The organism is Amycolatopsis sp. NPDC114484, from assembly GCF_055633755.1.
This window is the reverse complement of sequence record NZ_JBVKDQ010000007.1, coordinates 73,199-90,946: the sequence shown is the minus strand read 5'-3', so window position 1 is coordinate 90,946 and position 17,748 is coordinate 73,199. Positions and strand designations below refer to the sequence as shown.

Sequence of the window (17,748 nt, the reverse complement as noted above, 5' to 3'; positions counted from 1 at the left end):
GCAGGGTGTCAGTCGTGCATAGTGCTGGGCGGGACCGAGAATCGCGGCAGTAAGCAGAGCTGCGCTGGCCGCCCGTCCAGCCGGGCCGGTGCCAGCAGACTGACCATCGCCAGGGTGTCCCGGCGGCCGGCATTTCTTCGCCGGGCACGGCCCGGTGCGCGCCGCGAGGCCTGCGCGTTCACTCCTCGGACGGCCTCGGCATCGGCTTCCACGGCAAGGTGTCGGTCGGGGCGGTCGGCCTGCCGAACTCGTTCCGGCCGCCGAAAAGAGCCTGTTCGGCGTGCGGTTTGGAGATGTGCCCGACGACCGCTTGCGGCGGGATGCTCCCGTGGTGCGCCCATTCCTCCTGCATGGCCCACTGGTGGTTGCCGCCGAACTTCTGGTTGACGCTGTGCAGCTTCGAGGGGTCGGGCAGCAGCGAGGTGTCGATCTTGTACCCGTACGGACGGCTGAACGCGAACTGGTTCGCGTGCCCCTTCCATTCCGAAGTGGACACCCACGGGCTCTGGCTTCCCGGTTTCAAATCGAACACGTGGTCGTGCAGCGTCTCGTTGCCGTTGCCGCGCGATTCGAGCCCGTGCTTGCCCACGTAGGCCGGGTTCTTGTCGACCCAGCGGTAGACGTAGTCCGGGCGCGGGCCGGGCTGCGGCGTCGGCGGTCTCTGCGCGGGCGGGGCGCTCTGCTGGCCGTCCTGCTTCTTCTTGAACGGGTTGAACTTGTTCTTGAGCTTCTTGGCTTCCTCCTTGCAGCGCTCCATCAGCCCGAGCGGGTCGAGGTAGGCCAGCGGGTTGCCGACGTACGCGTGGTTGTTCGGCGACGGGTTCAGGCCCAGCGGATCCGGGCTCAGGTAGGCGGCCGTGCGCGGGTTGTAGTAGCGGTGCAGGTTGTAGTGCAGACCGGTTTCCGGGTCGTGGTACTGCCCGGGGAAGCGGAGCGGGAAGCCGGCCTCGCCGGTCGGCCGTCCGACGCCGCTCCCCCACACTTCGGCGGCGCTCCAGGCGATCCGGCCGTCCGGGGCGACCAGTTCGGTCGGGGTGCCGACGAGGTCGGTGACGATGCTGTGGAACGAGACCTCGGACTGTCCCGGCCCGCTGTGGCGGCGGGTCTGGGCGAGCACGCGGTGGGTGCCGGGCTGCCAGTCCCACGTCGTGACGTCGGATCGGCCGCCCGCCGAGACCGTCTGCTCGGCCAGCCTGCTGCCCTCCCAGGTGAACCAGGTTTCGCTGATCGTGCGGCCGCCGCGGTCGACGCGGCGCTTCGCGATGCGGCGGCGGAACGCGTCGTACAGGTAGTGCCAGGTGCTGCCGTCCGGGGTGCGCACGGCGACCAGCCGGTCGACCGCGTCCCAGGTGTAGCCCCACCGAACCGGCCCGGACGCGGTGCGCCGGGTGGCTGCCGTGACCCGTCCTTGCGCGTCGTATTCGAACGCCGCGTCGCCCGCCTCGCGGACCAGGGTTCCGGTCACGACGCGTGGCGCGGAGCCATGTCCCGCAGGGGTTTCCGCGTGGACGAGGTTGCCGTCGAGGTCGTAACGGTAGGACTCGGTCCATCCCGCTCCGCGCACGGCCGCGACCCGGCCGGCCGCGTCGAGTTCGAAGTTGCGCGTGCCGCGGATCCGGTCGGCGATCTGGATCGGCAGGCCGTCGGCGCGGTAGCTGACGGTGCGCTGCTGCAGGGCCCGGACCTGGCCGTTCGCCGTGACCTCGACGGATTGGCGGGCGAGGCGGCCGACCGGGTCGAAGCCCTGCCGCAGCGCGACTCCGGAGCCGAACGTGCGCGCGGTCTCCTGCCCGTTCGCGTCCCGTTCGAACGCGAGCACGCCGCCCGCCGCGGTCAGCGCGACCGGCTCGTCTCCCTCGTAAACCCACGTGGAAACGGCGCCGCTCGGCGTGGTGCGCGACCGGATCCGGTCCGCGGCGTCGTAGGTGTAGGAGCTGGTCCGGCCGTTCAGCGATTCCGCGACGACCCGGCCCGACTCGTCGTAGGTGTATTCGAGCACGTGCCCGGGCCCGGCGGCGGTGCGGATCCGGTCGGCTTCGTCGTAAGTGCGCGTGTAGACGGAATGTTCGGTGCGTTCCTCGATCCGGCGGCCGAGGTCGTCGTAGAGGTAGGCGACCCACTGCCCGGCGCCGTTGACCTGGCGGAGCAACCGGCCCGCCGGGTCGTACTGCCAGGTGCGGACGAATCCGTCGAAGTCCTTCTCGCGCGTCACGTTCCCGACCGCGTCGTAGTCGTACTTCCAGGTCAGCCCAGTCGGGCTGGTCACCGTGCGCAGCCGCAGCTGGGCGTCGTAGACGTAGGAATAGCGCGCGCCCGCCGGATCTGTCTGCGCGGTGATCTCGCCGAACGGGCCGTATTCGAACCGGGTTTCGGCGCCGGTCGCGTCGCGGTGCACGAGGAGGTTGCCCTCCGCGTCGTACTCCCATTCCTCGCGCGCGCCGTCCGGGCCGACCCGCCACGTCGGCGCACCCTCCACGGTCCAGCCGCTGCGCACGGTCGCGCCCAGCGGGTCCACCTCGGTCACGATGCGCCCGAACGCGTCGCGCTCGTAGGCGGTCGTGGCCCCGGACGGCTCGACGACGGCGACCGGCAGCCCGGCGGCGTTGTTCACGAAGCGCGTCGTCTGGCCCAGTTCGTCGGTGACCGCGACGACCGCGCCCTGGTCGTCGTGGCGGTACCGGCGGGTCGCGCCGCCGGGGCTGTGCTCCGCGGTGAGGTTCCCGCGTTCGTCGTACTCCAGCGACCAGGCCGCGCCGTCCGGATCGGTGAGGCGGACCGGGCGGAGTTCTTCGTCGTAGGCCACTTCCCGGGTGGTCCCGCCGGGCAGCGTTTCCCGTACCACGCGGCCGGGTTCGGGGCTGGTGGCCGCTGTTTTGCCGTCGGCTCCGGTCCGCTTCACCGGGAATCCGTATTCGCTGTATTCGGTCAGCGTTTCGCCGCCGAGCGCGTCGACGATCTTGGTGACCTGGTTGAACTCGTTCCAGTGGTAGCGGGTCCGGTAGCCGAGGGCGTCGGTCATCGTCGTGACCCGCGCGCCGAGGTCGTAGTCGAAGGAGGCCGTCAGCGCGTCTTCGGTGCCTTCGGTGCGCACGACCCGGCCCGACTCGCCGAACACGTACCGGTAGGTGTGGCCGATCCGGTCGACCCACGCGACGACCCGGTCCTGGTCGTCGTATTCGAAGGTCATCGGGCGGCCGTGCGCGTCCGCCACCCGCGCCAGCCGGCCGCGTTCGTCGTAACCGAACGACGCGACGGCCAGCTCGGCTTCGTCGTCCCGCACCAGCCGCAGGTCCGCTACGCGCGGCCCGGCGGCGGTGTCGACGTGCCCGAACCGGACGCGATAGCCGCCGGAATGCCGGAGTTCGAGCGCCATTCCGGAGCTGTCGCGGTCGAACGCCAGCCAGTTGCCGTTCCGGTCGGTCACCGACCCCAGCGGACGGAGCGCACCGCCGGCCGCCGGGAACGCCGAGGTGAGGCCGGATTCCGGTCTGCCGATCAGGATCGTGTCCGTCTCGCGGTTCCACCGCAGCGGCCACCTGGCCCCGTGCGAGGGCAGCACCAGCTCGCCGGTCGTTTCTGGGACCGGGTAGTGCAGGACCACGCCGTCGGCCGCCGCGTACCGGAGTTCGCCGGCCGACACCCGCACGCTTTCGTCCAGCGTCGAGGCCCATTCCCGGCCGAAGCTGCGGCCGGAGGAGTACCCGGACACGTGCGTCCGCTCGAACCGCACCGGGAGCACGCCCGGGAGTTCGAGATCGTGCTGGTCCATGAACATCTCGCCGGTCACCAGGTCGACCGGGTCTCCCCCGACGCACCGCTGCCCGGGCTGATTCGACTCGTCGGCGGGCTTCTTCCCGCCCTTGGCCTCCGATCCGCCCCTCGACTGGCCGCCCCTGGGCTGGCCGCCCCCGCCGTGGCTGGCCTCGGTGTGCCCTCCGCCCGGCGCCGGGCGGTCGGGTCTCGGCTGGTCCTCGGTTCTCGGCGGAGGCAGGTGTTCCGGGTGGTCGTTCTTTGCGCTGGACGTCGTGGTCCCGTCGTTCCCGCTCTTGCCTTCCGAACCGCCGTGGTGGTCCGGGCTCTTGTCGCTCGCACCGCCCCCGTGTCCGCCGCTGTGGTCGCCCGCCGGGGACGTCGACTCGTTCTTGCCTTTCGGCCGGACGTCGAGGTCCTTGGGCTTGCCCGACGGCTTGACCTTCCCGCCCTTGAGCCCCTTCAACGCCTTCCCGGCGTCCTCGAACAGCGTCCCGGCCTTCTTCAGCAGCGGGATCAGCGCCTTGAGCGCCTTGACCAGCTTCGTCGTGACCTGGGCGATCTTCGCCGCCGTCTTCGCGACCGCGGCCACGACCTGCGGCACGACCCAGGTCATGCCGATCCCGAGCGTGAACACCACCTGCAGCGCCCACGAGATCAAGTGCCCGATCAGCTGCGCGATCGTGTCGCGCACCAGCGACCGGACCGCGGCGACGACCTCCCCCGCGGTCTTCACCCCGCTCGCCGCGCCCTCGCTGCCCTTCTGCGCGCTCGCGATCAGCGCCGAGGTGTCCTCCGCCCGCTTGCGATACGCGTCGGCGGCCTCGCCCTGCCAGTCCCGCAGGTCCTTCTTGACCAGCTCGCCCAGCTCGGTCGAGACGCTCTCCAGTTCCTTGGAGACGTTCGTCCACGTCTGCGCCTGCGCCTTGATCTCGTCGGCGTTGCCGGCCAGCGCGTCGAGCGCCTGCTTGAGCGGGCCGATGTGCTCCATCAGCCACCCGACCCCGGCCGCGAAGATCGCGCCGAACGGGTCCATCACCGTCGCGAGCACGTCCAGCGCGGTCCCCACCGCACCGATCGCGACCGCCGCCCAGTCTTTGCTCTCGATCGCCGTTTTCAGGCCCGTCGCGTCCTCCAGCAACGGGACGCCGGACACCGCCGTGGTCGAATCCTGCACCGGTGCGACCAGTGGATTGCTCACAGAACCCCTCTTTTCCCGACCGCGGCGCAGCTTCCCTGGGAAATCCCGGGAAACAGCGAACAGCGCCGGGCCCTTCTGGAAACCAGCGTGGCCCTGGCCGGTTCTCGCCGACCGCTTCCCTGCCTATTCGGCCAAGCGAGATGCCCGAAGGTCACCATTCCCCGGCTGTGCCAAGGAAATACCGGAAAGGAGGAATACTCACCGCCGGTGTCGGTCCGGTGCCGGAAAGTCCCGGCTCCGGCACACCGCCTACCGTGCCGGACGAGCGCCGAAGCGGCGGGGTACGCCCGCCGCTTCGGTATTTCTTTTCATCATTTGCTTCCCAACGGACTCTTCGGTTCGACGACCGGTTCCGCTTCCTCCACGACCAGCTTGGCGGGCCACCAGTTCGCCTTTCCCAGCAAAGTCATCAACGCCGGCAGCACGATGCCGCGGATGAGGACGGCGTCCAGCAGCACCGCGAGTGCGAGTCCGAGGCCGAGTTCCTTGAACTCCACGAAATTCAGCGTGGCGAAAATGACGAACACCGACACCATGACGATCGCCGCGCTGGTGATCACGCCGGCAGAACTGGTGATTCCCGTCGTCACAGCCTGTTTGATGTCGCCGGTTCGCCTGGCGGCTTCCCTGATGGAACTGACCGCGAACACGTGGTAGTCCATGGACAAGCCGAACAGCACGACGAACATGAACAACGGGATCCAGGCCACGATCGCGCCGTTCGAGGTGAAGCCGAGCAAGCCCTCCGCCCAGCGCCGCTGGAAGATCAGCACCAGCAGCCCGAAGGCCGCGCCCGCGGAAAGACTGTTGATCAGCAGGGAGACCAGGCCGACCACCACCGAGCGGAAAGACCAGACCATCACCAGGAAGGTCAGCAAAAGCACCGAGCCGAGCACCCACGGCAGCTTCTGCTGCTCGTGGGAATCGCGGTCCAAGCCGGCCGCCACCGGGCCGCCGACCAGCACCTCGGCACCGGGAATCCGCCCCACCGTCTGCGGCAAGATCGTCTCGCGCAGCACCCGCACCGATCGCCGCGCTTCGTCCGAACTGGGCGAGTGGCCGGCCGGCACGGTGAGCACATGCACGGTTCCGTCGGCAGAAGCGCGCGGCAGCGGATCCCGCTGCCGAGTTCCGAACAGAGAGTCCTGCTTGGTCCGGCCCATTGCCTCGGCGAGGCCCCGCTCGACTTGAGCGGCACTGCCCGCCGCCGCTTTCACGACCACTTCGTGGCTCGTCCCGTCCGAGGGGAAGGCATCGGCGAGCCGGGCCGCTGTCGCGACGGCGGGTATCGACCTCGGATAGTCCTGCGGCGCCAGGGAGGTGAGCCGCAGGCCGAAGGCGGGCAACGTCATCGCCACCAGCGCGCCGACGGCCAGCAGGAGAGTCAAAGCCGGGAAACGCAGGATCGGGCGCAGCAACGCGGGCCACAGCCGGGGTTCGCCGCCGCCACCGGCCAACCGCCACAGCACCGGCACGCGCGGCCGGTCGACCGCCTTGCCGAACTTCACGAGCATCGCGGGCAAGACCGTCAGCGAACCGACGACCGCGACCAGCACGACCAGGATCGAGCCGCTCGCGAGCGAGGTGAAGATCAGGTCGTCAGTCAGGTAGAGGGTGGCCATCGACGCGATGACCGCCACCCCCGAGACCACTACCGAGTGCCCCGAGGTGGCCGCCGCGATCTCGACCGCGTCCACCGGAGCGCGGCCGGCTCGCCGTTCCCGCCGTTCCCGTTTGACGTAGAACAACGAGTAGTCGACGCCGACCGCCATGCCCATCAGCAGGATCATGTTGGGCACTTGGCCCGGATCGGGCACGAGGCGGGACATCAGCGCCCACAGGCCCATCGCCGCCCCGACCGAGGAGATCGCCAGCAGCACCGGCACTCCCGCGGCCACGATCGCGCCGAAGGCGAGCATCATGATCAGCAGGGTCACCGGGAGGCTGAGGGCTTCGGCTTTGCCGAGATCCGCACCGAGCTGGTCGTTGATGCCTGCCTGCATCGAGGCCGGACCGGTCTGCTCGACCGCGAGGCCGGGAAACTCCGCCCGCACCGCGCTGGTGTTCTCCAGCAGCGGAGCGACGTGGCGCACCGCTGCGTCCGGATCGCCCGCCATGGTCACGGGCAGGACCATCGTCGTGTGGTCCGGCGACAGCACCGGCTCGCCGACGGCGGAGACCTCGGGCAACCGGTGCATCCGCCGCGCCGCCTCGGAAGCGGCTTGCCGGGCCGTGGCCTGGTCGAGCGCACCGCGCCTAGCCGTGATCACCACGTCCTCGACGGCAGGCGGGGTGAGACCGGCCGCGCCCGCCACCTGGGCAGCCCGGCCCGAGTCGCCCTGCCCGAGCTCGGAGGGAGTGGCCGTGCGCGTGCCGGCGGTCGAGGCGAAAGCGCACAAAGCGACGAAAACCAGCCACAGCCCGATTGCCGACCACGGATGCTTCGCACTCCACGCCGCGATCCGCACGGTGACAGGTCTTTTCTTCACGTCTCCCCGTTTCTCCCCGAAGCCCGCACACGGCAGCAGGCGGTCTGAGACCAGACTGCAGAACGGACGACAGTCCTTGAATGGCGCTACTACCCCATTGCCGAAGTGGTACTAGTACCTCTCCGTCGGCCCGGAAACTGCTCCATAATGGCGGTCGACTGGGGATTCTCGGGGAGGAGACGAACATGGGCGGGCGGATCGAGGCACCTCCGGGAAGATGGCGAGAACTGGGCTCCGCACTGCGCTTGACCGGCCTCGCGGTGGCCGAGTTCTTCCTGCTCGCGTGGGTGCTGGCCACTCTGATGCTGGCCGGGGCAGGAGTGGGCATGCCGATGTTCGTCCAGGCGGCCGGCACCACGCGCCGGCTGGCCGACCGGCGCCGCCAGTGGGCGGCCGACGAGTACGGCGTGGTGATCGGAAGGCGCTACCAGAGGCTGCCCGAGCAGGGCTGGCCGGCGCGTTTCCTGGCGGCGGTCAAGGACGCCGGGGTCCAACGGGACATCCGCTGGCTGGCCGCGGACTGCACCGCGGGCCTCGCGCTGTGCCTGGCGCTGGTTTCGCTGTTCACAGCCGGGGTGCTCGGGTTGGCGCTGCCGCTGATCTGGACCGCTCTGCCCGGCGGGGCCTTCCTCGACTTCCCGTTCGGCCTGCGGGTCACCGACGTGCCGAGCGCGCTGTACATCGGGTTCGGCAACTCGCTCGTCTACCTGGGCGCCTGGTTGCTGTTGTCCCGTCCGGTCATGCGCTGGCACGTGGGGTTGACCAGGTCCCTGTTGCGACCGGCCGAGCGCGCGCTGCTGTCGGAGCGGGTCGAGCAGCTCGCCAGTTCCCGTGCGCAGACGGTCGACGACCAGGCTTCGGAGCTTCGCCGGATCGAGCGCGATCTGCACGACGGGGCGCAGGCCAATCTCGTCGCTCTCGGCATCAGCCTCGGGATGGCCGAGGAAATGCTGGAGCACGATTCGAAGGCCCGCGAACTGCTCGCCGAGGCGCGGTCGCACAACAGCCAGGCGATCGCGGACCTGCGCTCCCTGGTGCGCGGCATCCGGCCGCCGGTGCTCGCCGAACGCGGGCTCCGCGGAGCCGTCGAGGCGTTGACCATGCGCATCCCGCTCGAGGTGGAAGTCGATCTCGACCTTCCGCCGCGGCTTCCCGAGCCGGTGGAGACCGCCAGCTACTTCGCGATCGCGGAGTGCCTCGCCAACACCATCAAACACAGCGGCGCCGCCACCGCGTGGGTCCGCGGCCGCCTCGAAAACGGATTGCTCTCGCTCATGGTCGGCGACAACGGCCGCGGCGGCGCGGTCCCTTCCGACAGCGGCGGGCTCCGCGGCATCGAGCGGCGGCTGGCCCCGTTCGACAGCAACGGGCTCGTCGTGAGCAGCCCGGCCGGCAACGGCACCATCGTCAGCTTCGACCTTCGGTGCGAGGCCTGACCCGCTGCTCTTCACCGGCCGGCCGCGACGCTGTAGGCACGAACCGCGATCGGCACGCTGATCAGCAAAAGCAGCGCCAGCATGACCAGCGACACAGCGACCGGGTGGTCGACCGGGAACCCTGGCGACGAAGCGATCGGGTTCCCCCACAAGTACCGGCACGCGGCAGCGACGCAGCTGACCGGGTTCCAGCTCGCGATCGCGCCCAGCCAGGCGGGCATCCGGTCGGTGGACATGAACGCGTTGGACACGAAGGAAAACAGCACCAGCAGCAGCGCGCCGACGGAATGCACTGTGCCAGGGTCGCGGAGCCGCACGCCCAGCACGACGCCGATCCACAACATCGCATAGCAGAAAAACAGCAGCAAGCCGAAGCCCGCCAGCACCTGAGCGGGCGCGGCGTGGGGGCGCCAGCCGACGACAAACCCGGCGATCGCGACCACAGCCAGCGTCGCCCCGCAGACGACCAGGTCCGAGACGGTGTGGGCGATCAGCACCGCGGCTCGCGAGATGGACAGCACGCGAAACCGTTCGGCCAAACCGCTCCGCAGATCGGTCCCGATGTCGATGGCGGCAGGGCCGAGCGCGGTGAGACCTACCTGCGCGGCCGCGCCCGCCATCAGGTACTCCGGGTAGCTCGCGCCGCCCGGAACCGCTATCGACGCCTGGAACAGGTAGCCGAGCGCGACCACCATGACAATCGGATTCAACGCGACCGCGAGCACCTTGCCCGGAGTCCTTCGCAGCTGGCGCAGCCGGCGGCCGACGAGCGTGCTCACCTCTCCCCAGAGCGGGACAGCGGCGTCCAGACGGTCCAGCGGTGCGGCGGTCACCGGGCGTCCTTTCCGGGGGTCGCGCCGGTGAGCTGAAAGAAAACGTCGTCGAGGGTCGGTTTGCGCAGAGTCCAATCGACGACCGCCACGCCAGCCGCGCGCAGTGCGGAAGCCACGTCGCCCACGCTGTCGATGCCGTCAGGCAGTTGCACCGACAACCGGTCCTCCCGGGGCCCGATCATCGGCGCGCCGACAGCGGAGGCGCGCACAGCGGCCGCGGCGGCGTTCGCCTTCCCCTCCGCGACCACGAGTTCCAGCCGTTCGCCGCCGACTTTGCGCTTGAGCTCTTCGGGGCTTCCCTCCGCGACGACCTGTCCGCGGTCCACCACGACGAGCCGGTCGGCCAACTGGTCGGCTTCGTCCAGGTACTGGGTGGTCAGCAACACGGTGGCCCCGGCGGTGACCCGGTCCCGCAGCAGTGCCCACAACGAGGCCCGGCTGGCCGGGTCGAGCCCGGTCGTCGGCTCGTCCAGGAACAGCACCTTCGGCTCCGTGATCAAGCAGGCGGCCAAGTCCAAGCGGCGGCGCATGCCGCCGGAATACGTCCGCACCGCCCGGTCGGCCGCGTCGGCGAGGCCGAACCGGACCAGCAGCTCCCGCGCGCGTTCGCGCGAACGCTTGCGGCCGAGCCGGCAAAGCCTGGCGAGCAGGATGATGTTCTCCGCGCCGGTAAGGCTGTCGTCGACGGCCGCGTACTGCCCGGAAAGGCCGATGTGCCTGCGCACCTCGCGCGGCTGCCGCAGCACGTCGAAGCCGGCGACGCGGGCTTGGCCGCGGTCCGGGCACAGCAACGTCGTCAGGATGCGCACCGTCGTCGTCTTGCCGGCCCCGTTGGAGCCCAGCAGCCCCAGCACAGTGCCCTCCGGGACGCTCAGCTCCACATCGGACAGGACGGCCCGCCCGTCGAAGTCCTTGCCGAGGCCCTCGGCCTCGATGGCGATCATGCCCGCACCGCGAGCATGATCCGGTGCATCGGCGTGTCGAGCAGCGCGGTGCGGCGCAGGCCCGCGGTGGCCAGCCATTGGTCGTAATCGCTGAGCTGATACGAGTTCCCGCCTCCGGTCGCCAGCATCGAGGCCGCGAAGAGCCGGAAGAACCGGTCCTGCACGGTGTCCCGGTCCGTCCGGTCGTCGATGATCTGGTCGACGATCGCGACCACGCCGCGATCGGACAGCGCCTTGCTGGCCCGCAAGGCGAGGTCCTGCCCCGATTCCGGGGCCTGCAAGTGGAAGATATTGGCGAACAGCACCAAGTCGAAGCCGCTCCCCCAGTCTTCCGCCCAGAAGTCGCGGGCCACCGGCCGGAACCGCGACGCGACTCCGATGCGTTCGCTCTGCGATTCGGCGACGGGGACGATCCGCGCCACGTCGAATCCGATGCCGGTCGCCCGGGGAAACTCCCGCAGCAGCAACTGGCTGTACAGCCCGCTGCCGCAGCCGACGTCGAGCATGGCGACCGCCTCGTCGCGCCGCCAGCCTCCGGCGCGCAGGGCTTCGGCCAAGACGGACACCACCGGCGGCGCCCAGAAATTGATTCCCCGCACGAGGGACTCGTATTCGTCGGCGGAGATCTGGTTGTCGCGAGGCGGTTCCCCGTCACGGATTCGCTCGGCGAGGTGCCGCCAGGCCTGCCACGACAGCAGCCGGTCGTAGTGGATCTTGCCGGCCAGGCTGTAAAGTCCGCCCGGCAGCAGGCAATCCCGCAACGCGGGATCGAGACGGTAAGTCGCCGTCCTGTCCGCCACTGTGCGTTCCACGATGTCGTACGCATACAGCGCGTCCAGCAATACGCGCAGGTTCGGCGCACTGACACCGAGCCGGCCGGCCAATCCGGCCGCCGTGGCCGGTCCCTTCCCGAGCCCCTCGAAGACCCCGAGATCGAAGGCGGCTTCGATGACGCCCGGCGCCCACAACCCCAGCAGGCGCTCGTACACCCGATGTGCGGCGCGAACGGTTTCCGCGTCGGCTTGCCCGGCCGGCAGCAGGTCGGCATCCACCAGCGCGGCCGGGGGCGTATCCGGTTTCCGGTTCTCCCCGCGCGGCCCGGGCGCCGACACGTCGACCCTGGCCAGTCCCCGGGCGTTCCTCCTCTCCGCACCGCGGGAGGCGGCCAACGGATCCCAGTCGGCGGGCCGAGCCGGGAGTTCGCCCGGATCGGCCAGCACGGCACCGGTCCTGAAGCGGGCCAGCAACGGCTGTTCCAGGATCTGCTCGGCGCACAGCACCCCGCCGATCATCACTCCTCCGACGCCGCTGCCGTGCCTGGTGCTCTGGCCGACGACGTGCAGCCCGGCCACGGTGGTCTTGGTGCCCGGAGCCTTCCCGGGGACGGAGCCCCACCCGGCGAGCCCGTAGGGCGATCCGCTCGAGGACCAGGTGTAGCGCCGCTGGCTCAGCGGCGTCGAGGTTTCCTGGTACACGATCCGCTCCCGCAACGGTCCGAGCGCCGATTCGGCGGCGTCGAGCACTGCCTCCGTCATCCGGTGCTTCTCCGCCAGGTACGCCGGATTCCGGCGATAGCGGGCTTCCTCCGGCAGTGTCCAGCGCGGGCAGACAGTCATCAGCTGGAGATTGGCCTGCCCCGGCGGGCACGCGCGAAGGTTGCCGGGATCCTTGATCGAGGCGAAGGAGCAGAACAAATAGTCGACGGTGTCCGCCGTGCCGGCGGCCAGGTCCGCGTAGATCCCGTCGATGTCGTCGCGGCGCAGCCACCACAGGTTGGCGTTGCGCCGGCCGGTGAACTCGGCATCCAGGACGACGTACACGGTGAGCAGCGCATGTGCCGGTTCAGCCGTGCGGGCCTTGTCCGCGACGAGCGGAGTGAACGCGTCGGAGCCGACCAGTTCCAGCACCGTGCGCCGGTAGTCCGCGTTGCACACCACCAGTCTCGTCGAAACCCGGCTTCCGTCGGCCAGTTGGACTCCCGAAGCGCGACCGTCCTCCACGAGCACGCGTACCACCGGGCATCGGGTCCGCAAGCGGCCGCCAGTCGCTTCGATCGACTCGACCAGCGCGGCGGCGAGCATTTGACCGCCGCCCTCCGGGTAGTAGGCGCCGCGCAGGTAATGGTCGATCATCCGGACGTGCGCGGCGACCGAAGCGATCGCGGGCGCGAGTCCGTAGTTGGCGCTCTGCGCGGCGAGCACGCTCCTGGCCGGAGCCGTAAGCCCGCAGTGATCGAAGAGCTGAGCCAGAGTGCGGCTGCTCCACAACGACAATGGGGACCGTGGCGCCGCCGCGGGGGCGGTGCCCAGCACGCCGGGCAGAACGCCGGCGCAGACCTCGAAGTAACGGAGCACTCGCGCGCTCTGCTCAGGAAAAGCGGCCAGCATCCGGTCCCGGTAACGATCCCAGCCCACCGGCACGTGGAAATCGAGCGCGGGCAGCACAATGTGGTCGAAGCCGTCCCGGTCCATCGGAAGGAACCGGACCCGGGGCCCGACACCGAGTCCGCGGAGGATGGCCGGCACCGCCCCGTCCGCACCGCAATCGCCGAGATAGTGAACTCCCACATCGAACTCGTAGGCCCGCTTCCGACGGAACACGTGCCCGTTGCCGCCGGCGACATCGTGCTGTTCGAGCACCAGCACCCGCATGCCGGCCGCGGAAAGACAGGCGGCGGCGGTGAGACCGCCGAGCCCGGCTCCGACCACCACCGCGTCCCAGTCGGTCATCGCCGCCTTCTTCCCCTGGCCGATTCGAGGCAACTGCGAGAGCCGGGTGCCCGGCGCGGCGTTTGCCGATATCCCGCACCGGAACGAGTCTGGAGAGCGAGCGCGGCGCCTAGGCTGCCCTCGCCCGCCACCGCATGCCTGCCCGGCCGGTCATCCTGCGCTAAACCCGTTGCCGCACAATATCTTCGCCGTCCGCCGAGACGGCCTTCGCCGTTTTGCCAAGGCCTCTTCATCGGTAATCGATCCCCCTTCGTGCGCGGTCAGCCTGAGATCCCGCCGTGGACTTCGAGTACGGAGCCGGTTATGTAGGACGCCCGGTCAGAGGCCAGGAAAGCCACTGACTCGGCCACCTCGTCGGCATTGCCCATCCGGCCGAGCGCGATCCTGTCGCCGATCCGGTCGAGCACGGGCCCGGGCAGCGTCCTCGTCATCTCGGTGTCGATGAATCCGGGAACCACCGCGTTCACCCGCACGGAGTACCGGCCGGTTTCCTTGGCCAGCGCCCTGGCGAATCCGATGATCCCGGCTTTGGCCGCCGCGTAGTTGGCCTGGCCGGCGTTGCCGTACAGGCCCGCCACCGAGGAAATCGCGATCACGCTGCCCTTTCTGCGCTTCATCATGCCGAAGACGGCTGCCCGGCAGACGTGGCCGACACCGTCCAGGTTCGTGCCGAGCACGTCTCGCCAGTTGTCGTCGGACATCGCCACGAACGGTCCGTCCCTGGTGATCCCGGCCGAGGTCACCACCGTCGACACCCCGCCGAGCTCACGGTCCGTCGCGGCGATCCAGTCGCGCACCGCCGCCGGATCGACGACGTCGACTCTGGTCGCCATCGCGCGCACTCCGGCCTTCTCCGCGAGCGCGACGACCTCGCTGGCGGCCGCGGCGTTGTCTCGATAACACAGGGATATGTCGTAGCCGTCTTCGGCCAGCCGCAGCGCCGAAGCCCGCCCGATTCCCCGGGACCCGCCGCTGATCAGCGCGACACTCACTTTTCCTCCCCAGCAATCAGATCCGTGCCCGGTTTCACGGTCAGCACCGCGCGATCCACGGTGAACACTGTCCGCTCGCCAACCGTGCTGTGTCCTTCGGCGATCACTGTCCCGGCGACCTCTCGCACCAGCCGCGCGTGGTGGACGACTTCGGTGCCCGGCACCACCGGATCGCTGAATCGCGCGCCGGAAACGGCGCTCAGCAACAGCACCTCCCGAGTCAGTTCACGCTCGGACATCGCGAGCAGTGCCGCGGCCTGTATCCACGATTCCAACAGCAATGTCGGCGGGTACGCCCCCTGTTTTCCCGGGAGGTACCACGGTTCGTCGCCGCGCACCGTCCGCGCCGCGCGGACTCGGCGGGGGCCCGCCTCGAGCACCCGGTCGATCAGCAACATCGGATGCCGGTGCGGCAGCAGCCGCATCAGGTCTTTCATCTCGTCGCCCCGGTCAGCCGGATCCGGACCGAGGCCACGGCGCTGTCCGCGGTGCGGACTCGCCCGTGGTACCGCGATTCACCGTCCCGCCAGGTCAGTTCCACCATCAGCTCGTCGCCCGGCCGGACCGGACGGCGGCAGCGGACTGACTCGACCTCCGCCAGTTCGCCGGGCGAGACCTGCCGAGCCACGAGGAACACGACCTCCGCCACCCCGACCGCCGGCAGGACCGGAAACCCGGGAAAGTGCCCGGACAGCAGCGGTTCGTCCGCGGCGACGGCGAAACTCGCCGTTGCCCGCCACTCCCGCCCCGTCCGCTCGGGCGGCCGCAGCATCCGCACCGGTCCGGCGATCGGGCTCACGAGTTCAGCCATCGCACACCCGGACCAGCGCGCAGGCGACGACGCCCTCCCTGTCCGCCGAGGTGATCGCGGCGATCCGGCCGCCGAGGTCGTCCTCCGCCTCGGCCGTGGCCAACAGCGAAGCGAGCTGAAAAGCCGCGGTGACGCAGGCGGTCTCGCCGATCAGCTCTCCGATCGGCGGCAGCAACCGGACCGAGCCGCCCAGCACCTCGGCGGCAGCGACGAGTTCCGTCGAGCCCAGCGGCCCGGGCGCGTCCGACGTCGCGAGCAGCGACACGTCGCGAGGACCGAGCCCCGTTCCTTCCAGTGCGGCGACGACGCAAGACCGCAAGGCACGCGCGGGATCGGCATCGAACACTCTCGACCGGACCGCCAGTATCTCGGCCAACGGGCGCCTGCCGGTACCCAGCGCGTCCAAGGGTTCCGCCAGCATCATCAACGCGCCTTCGCCGAGTGTCTCAGCGGTTGCCGGAGCGGTGTGACGCCACAGCCAGGAGCGCGCTCGGGAGTAGTCCTCGGCGGCACCGACCAGTACCCGTCCGGCACGCCCGTTGGCCAGCAACCGCTGTGCGTAACGCAGGCAGTGCAAGGCGGTCATCCGGCCCGCGGCCAGCGTGGCATTCGGACCGCGGAGCTGGTTCCTGATCGCGGCCTGTCCCGCGGCGGCGTTCATCACCCCGTACGGCATCTTGCCCGGGTCCGCGCGACCGGGGTGTGTGAGAGTGAGCGAATCCCTCGTGTACTCCATCATCGTCTGCGTGCTGCCGAAGGACGTCCCCAGCACCAATCCGGTGTCGTCCCGGTCGGCTACGCCGGCGTCGGCGCCGAGGTCGGCCAGCAACGCGGAGACCGCGGCGAGCGCGAGCCCGGTGCCCCGGTCCATCGAGCGGATCTTCCTCGCACCGACGTGCACGCGAAGATCGAACCCCGGCACCAGGCAAGCCCGCTCGTCGAGCACGTCCCACCGGTCGCGGTCGACGGCGGAGGCGGTCCGCCGCCGACGGACCACCCCGTCCGCGAAGGCTTTCCGGCCGATGCCGAACGGAGAGACCGCCGCCCAGCCGGTGATCGCCATCCGGGTGCTCATGCCGGTATCCGCTCTCGCTCGTAGCGGCCGAGCACGACCACGGCGTTGTTGCCGCCGAAGGCGAGCCCGTTGTTCTGAACGACACGAAGCTCGGCGGGCACCGACTGATTCGGCACGCAGTCGATGCGGCACTCGGGATCGGTGCGCACGTGGTTGATCGTCGGCGGAACGAATCCCTGTTGCACTGCCAACGCGCAGGCGATCGCGCTCAGCGCGCTGGCCGCGCCCATCGTGTGTCCCAGCATCGACTTCAACGCGACAGTGCGCGGCGGCGAGGAGCCGAAAACCTCGTTGATAGCGCCTGCTTCGGTCAGGTCGTTGGCCCGTGTCCCGGTACCGTGCGCGGAGATCAGGTCCACGTCGTCCGGTTCGATCCCCGCGTCGTGCAGGGCGGCCCGCATGCAGGCGGCGACGCTGTCCTGGTTCGGCGCGACGGCATGGAACGCATCGCAGTTGAGGCCGTAGCCGAGGACTTCGGCGTAGATCCGCGCGCCGCGGGCCAACGCCGCGTCCAGCGGCTCCAGCACGAGCACGCCTGCTCCCTCTCCGGTGAGGATGCCCTTGCGGTCGGCGTCGAACGGCTGGCAACGCTCCGGAGCGATAGCTCCGAGACTGTAGAAACCGGTGAACGTTTTGCGGTTCATCGCGTCCGCGCCGCCGCAGAGCGCGTAGCCGACCGCCCCCGACCGCACCGCGTCGAACCCGTAGCCGATGGCGTAGTTCCCGGCGGCACAGGCCGTCGTCATCGTCACGACCTCCACATCGGACAGTGCGAGTTCGCGGGCCACCGCCAGGGAAAGCTTCAACGGGACCGCCCGTCGCGCCCGCTCCGGCCGCATCGACTCCGGTCCGCCCTCGATGTCCTGCGCCACCAACTGGTCCAGCTCATGGGACTCTCCGTCGGTGGTGCCGATACAGATCAGCCCGGCGCTGTCCCGGAGTGCCCGCTCGTCCGTCCCGGCGTCGGCCACCGCCTGCCTGGCGGCCGCCACGGAGAACTGCGCGGCCCGGCCGAGCTGGTCGACCGGCACGGCACGGATCCAGTCCTCGGGCCGGAAACCGGTCACCTCGCAACCGTTGGGGTGTTCGAAGCCGGTGGTGTCGAACACGCTGATGGGACGGGCTCCGGATTTCCCGGCACGCAGCGCCCGCGCGTATTCCTCGGCCCCCGCGCCGATGCTGGAGATCACCCCGATACCGGTGACGACGACCCGGTTCACCAGTTCGCCGCCTTCGCGACGACCTCGTAAACGCCCCGCATGGCGGTCATGGCCTGCAGCTCGCTCTGCTCGATCACCAGGTCGAATCGGCGTTCCAGAGCCGCGAGCAGCTCGATCGCCCCCATCGAGTCGGCGCCGTGCTCCTCCTGGAACAGGCTGGTGTCGGTCACTTCGTCCTCGGGCAGTTCGAGAATCTCGCAGACAATGCGCTTGACTTCCTGATAGCGCTCGTCGGCGAGCGCGGGTGTGGTCATTTTCTTCCTCCCTT

The 17,748-nt window shown here is 70.0% G+C and carries 12 protein-coding genes; 1 reads left to right on the top strand and 11 read right to left on the bottom strand.

Annotated elements, in window-relative coordinates:
* Positions 1 to 178: 178 nt before the first annotated feature.
* Together ACZ7SW_RS19115 and ACZ7SW_RS19110 are read right to left on the bottom strand one after the other, a co-directional pair.
* Positions 179 to 4,951, bottom strand: a complete 4,773-nt coding sequence (locus ACZ7SW_RS19115) for a DUF6531 domain-containing protein (protein ID WP_470231741.1) — start codon at positions 4,949 to 4,951, stop codon at positions 179 to 181.
* 311 nt (positions 4,952 to 5,262) lie between these two features.
* Complete coding sequence (locus ACZ7SW_RS19110) at positions 5,263 to 7,440, bottom strand: MMPL family transporter (protein WP_470231740.1); 2,178 nt, start codon at positions 7,438 to 7,440, stop codon at positions 5,263 to 5,265.
* 185 nt (positions 7,441 to 7,625) lie between these two features.
* On the opposite strand from ACZ7SW_RS19110, the gene ACZ7SW_RS19105 reads away from it, so the two are divergent.
* The gene (locus ACZ7SW_RS19105; RefSeq protein ID WP_470231739.1) at positions 7,626 to 8,876 is read left to right on the top strand and encodes a sensor histidine kinase; all 1,251 of its coding nucleotides are present in this window, start codon (positions 7,626 to 7,628) and stop codon (positions 8,874 to 8,876) included.
* Between the two features lie 11 nt (positions 8,877 to 8,887).
* Here ACZ7SW_RS19105 and ACZ7SW_RS19100 read toward each other — a convergent pair whose 3' ends face one another.
* The 9 genes from ACZ7SW_RS19100 to ACZ7SW_RS19060 all read right to left on the bottom strand — a co-directional run bounded on the left by ACZ7SW_RS19100 (position 8,888) and on the right by ACZ7SW_RS19060 (position 17,734).
* On the bottom strand, positions 8,888 to 9,709 hold the full coding sequence (locus ACZ7SW_RS19100; protein WP_470231738.1) for an ABC transporter permease: 822 nt from the start codon (positions 9,707 to 9,709) through the stop codon (positions 8,888 to 8,890).
* Positions 9,706 to 10,653 (bottom strand): ATP-binding cassette domain-containing protein, encoded by a 948-nt coding sequence (locus ACZ7SW_RS19095; protein ID WP_470231737.1) that lies wholly within the window; start codon positions 10,651 to 10,653, stop codon positions 9,706 to 9,708. The genes ACZ7SW_RS19100 and ACZ7SW_RS19095 overlap by 4 nt, the downstream gene beginning before the upstream one ends.
* On the bottom strand, positions 10,650 to 13,382 hold the full coding sequence (locus ACZ7SW_RS19090) for an FAD-dependent oxidoreductase (RefSeq protein ID WP_470231736.1): 2,733 nt from the start codon (positions 13,380 to 13,382) through the stop codon (positions 10,650 to 10,652). Before ACZ7SW_RS19090 ends, ACZ7SW_RS19095 begins: the two co-directional genes overlap by 4 nt.
* 260 nt (positions 13,383 to 13,642) lie before the next feature.
* Positions 13,643 to 14,374, bottom strand: a complete 732-nt coding sequence (fabG, locus tag ACZ7SW_RS19085) for a 3-oxoacyl-ACP reductase FabG (protein ID WP_470231735.1) — start codon at positions 14,372 to 14,374, stop codon at positions 13,643 to 13,645.
* Positions 14,371 to 14,811 carry a 3-hydroxyacyl-ACP dehydratase FabZ family protein gene (locus ACZ7SW_RS19080; RefSeq protein ID WP_470231734.1) on the bottom strand — a complete coding sequence of 147 codons (441 nt, stop codon included), beginning with the start codon at positions 14,809 to 14,811 and terminating at the stop codon, positions 14,371 to 14,373. The genes fabG and ACZ7SW_RS19080 overlap by 4 nt, the downstream gene beginning before the upstream one ends.
* On the bottom strand, positions 14,808 to 15,185 hold the full coding sequence (locus ACZ7SW_RS19075; RefSeq protein WP_470231733.1) for a 3-hydroxyacyl-ACP dehydratase FabZ family protein: 378 nt from the start codon (positions 15,183 to 15,185) through the stop codon (positions 14,808 to 14,810). The genes ACZ7SW_RS19080 and ACZ7SW_RS19075 overlap by 4 nt, the downstream gene beginning before the upstream one ends.
* On the bottom strand, positions 15,178 to 16,260 hold the full coding sequence (locus tag ACZ7SW_RS19070) for a beta-ketoacyl synthase N-terminal-like domain-containing protein (RefSeq protein WP_470231732.1): 1,083 nt from the start codon (positions 16,258 to 16,260) through the stop codon (positions 15,178 to 15,180). Before ACZ7SW_RS19070 ends, ACZ7SW_RS19075 begins: the two co-directional genes overlap by 8 nt.
* The gene (locus ACZ7SW_RS19065; protein ID WP_470231731.1) at positions 16,257 to 17,480 is read right to left on the bottom strand and encodes a beta-ketoacyl-[acyl-carrier-protein] synthase family protein; all 1,224 of its coding nucleotides are present in this window, start codon (positions 17,478 to 17,480) and stop codon (positions 16,257 to 16,259) included. The genes ACZ7SW_RS19070 and ACZ7SW_RS19065 overlap by 4 nt, the downstream gene beginning before the upstream one ends.
* Positions 17,477 to 17,734: an acyl carrier protein gene (locus ACZ7SW_RS19060; RefSeq protein WP_470231730.1), complete on the bottom strand. Its 258-nt coding sequence runs from the start codon at positions 17,732 to 17,734 to the stop codon at positions 17,477 to 17,479. Before ACZ7SW_RS19060 ends, ACZ7SW_RS19065 begins: the two co-directional genes overlap by 4 nt.
* Positions 17,735 to 17,748: the final 14 nt, after the last annotated feature.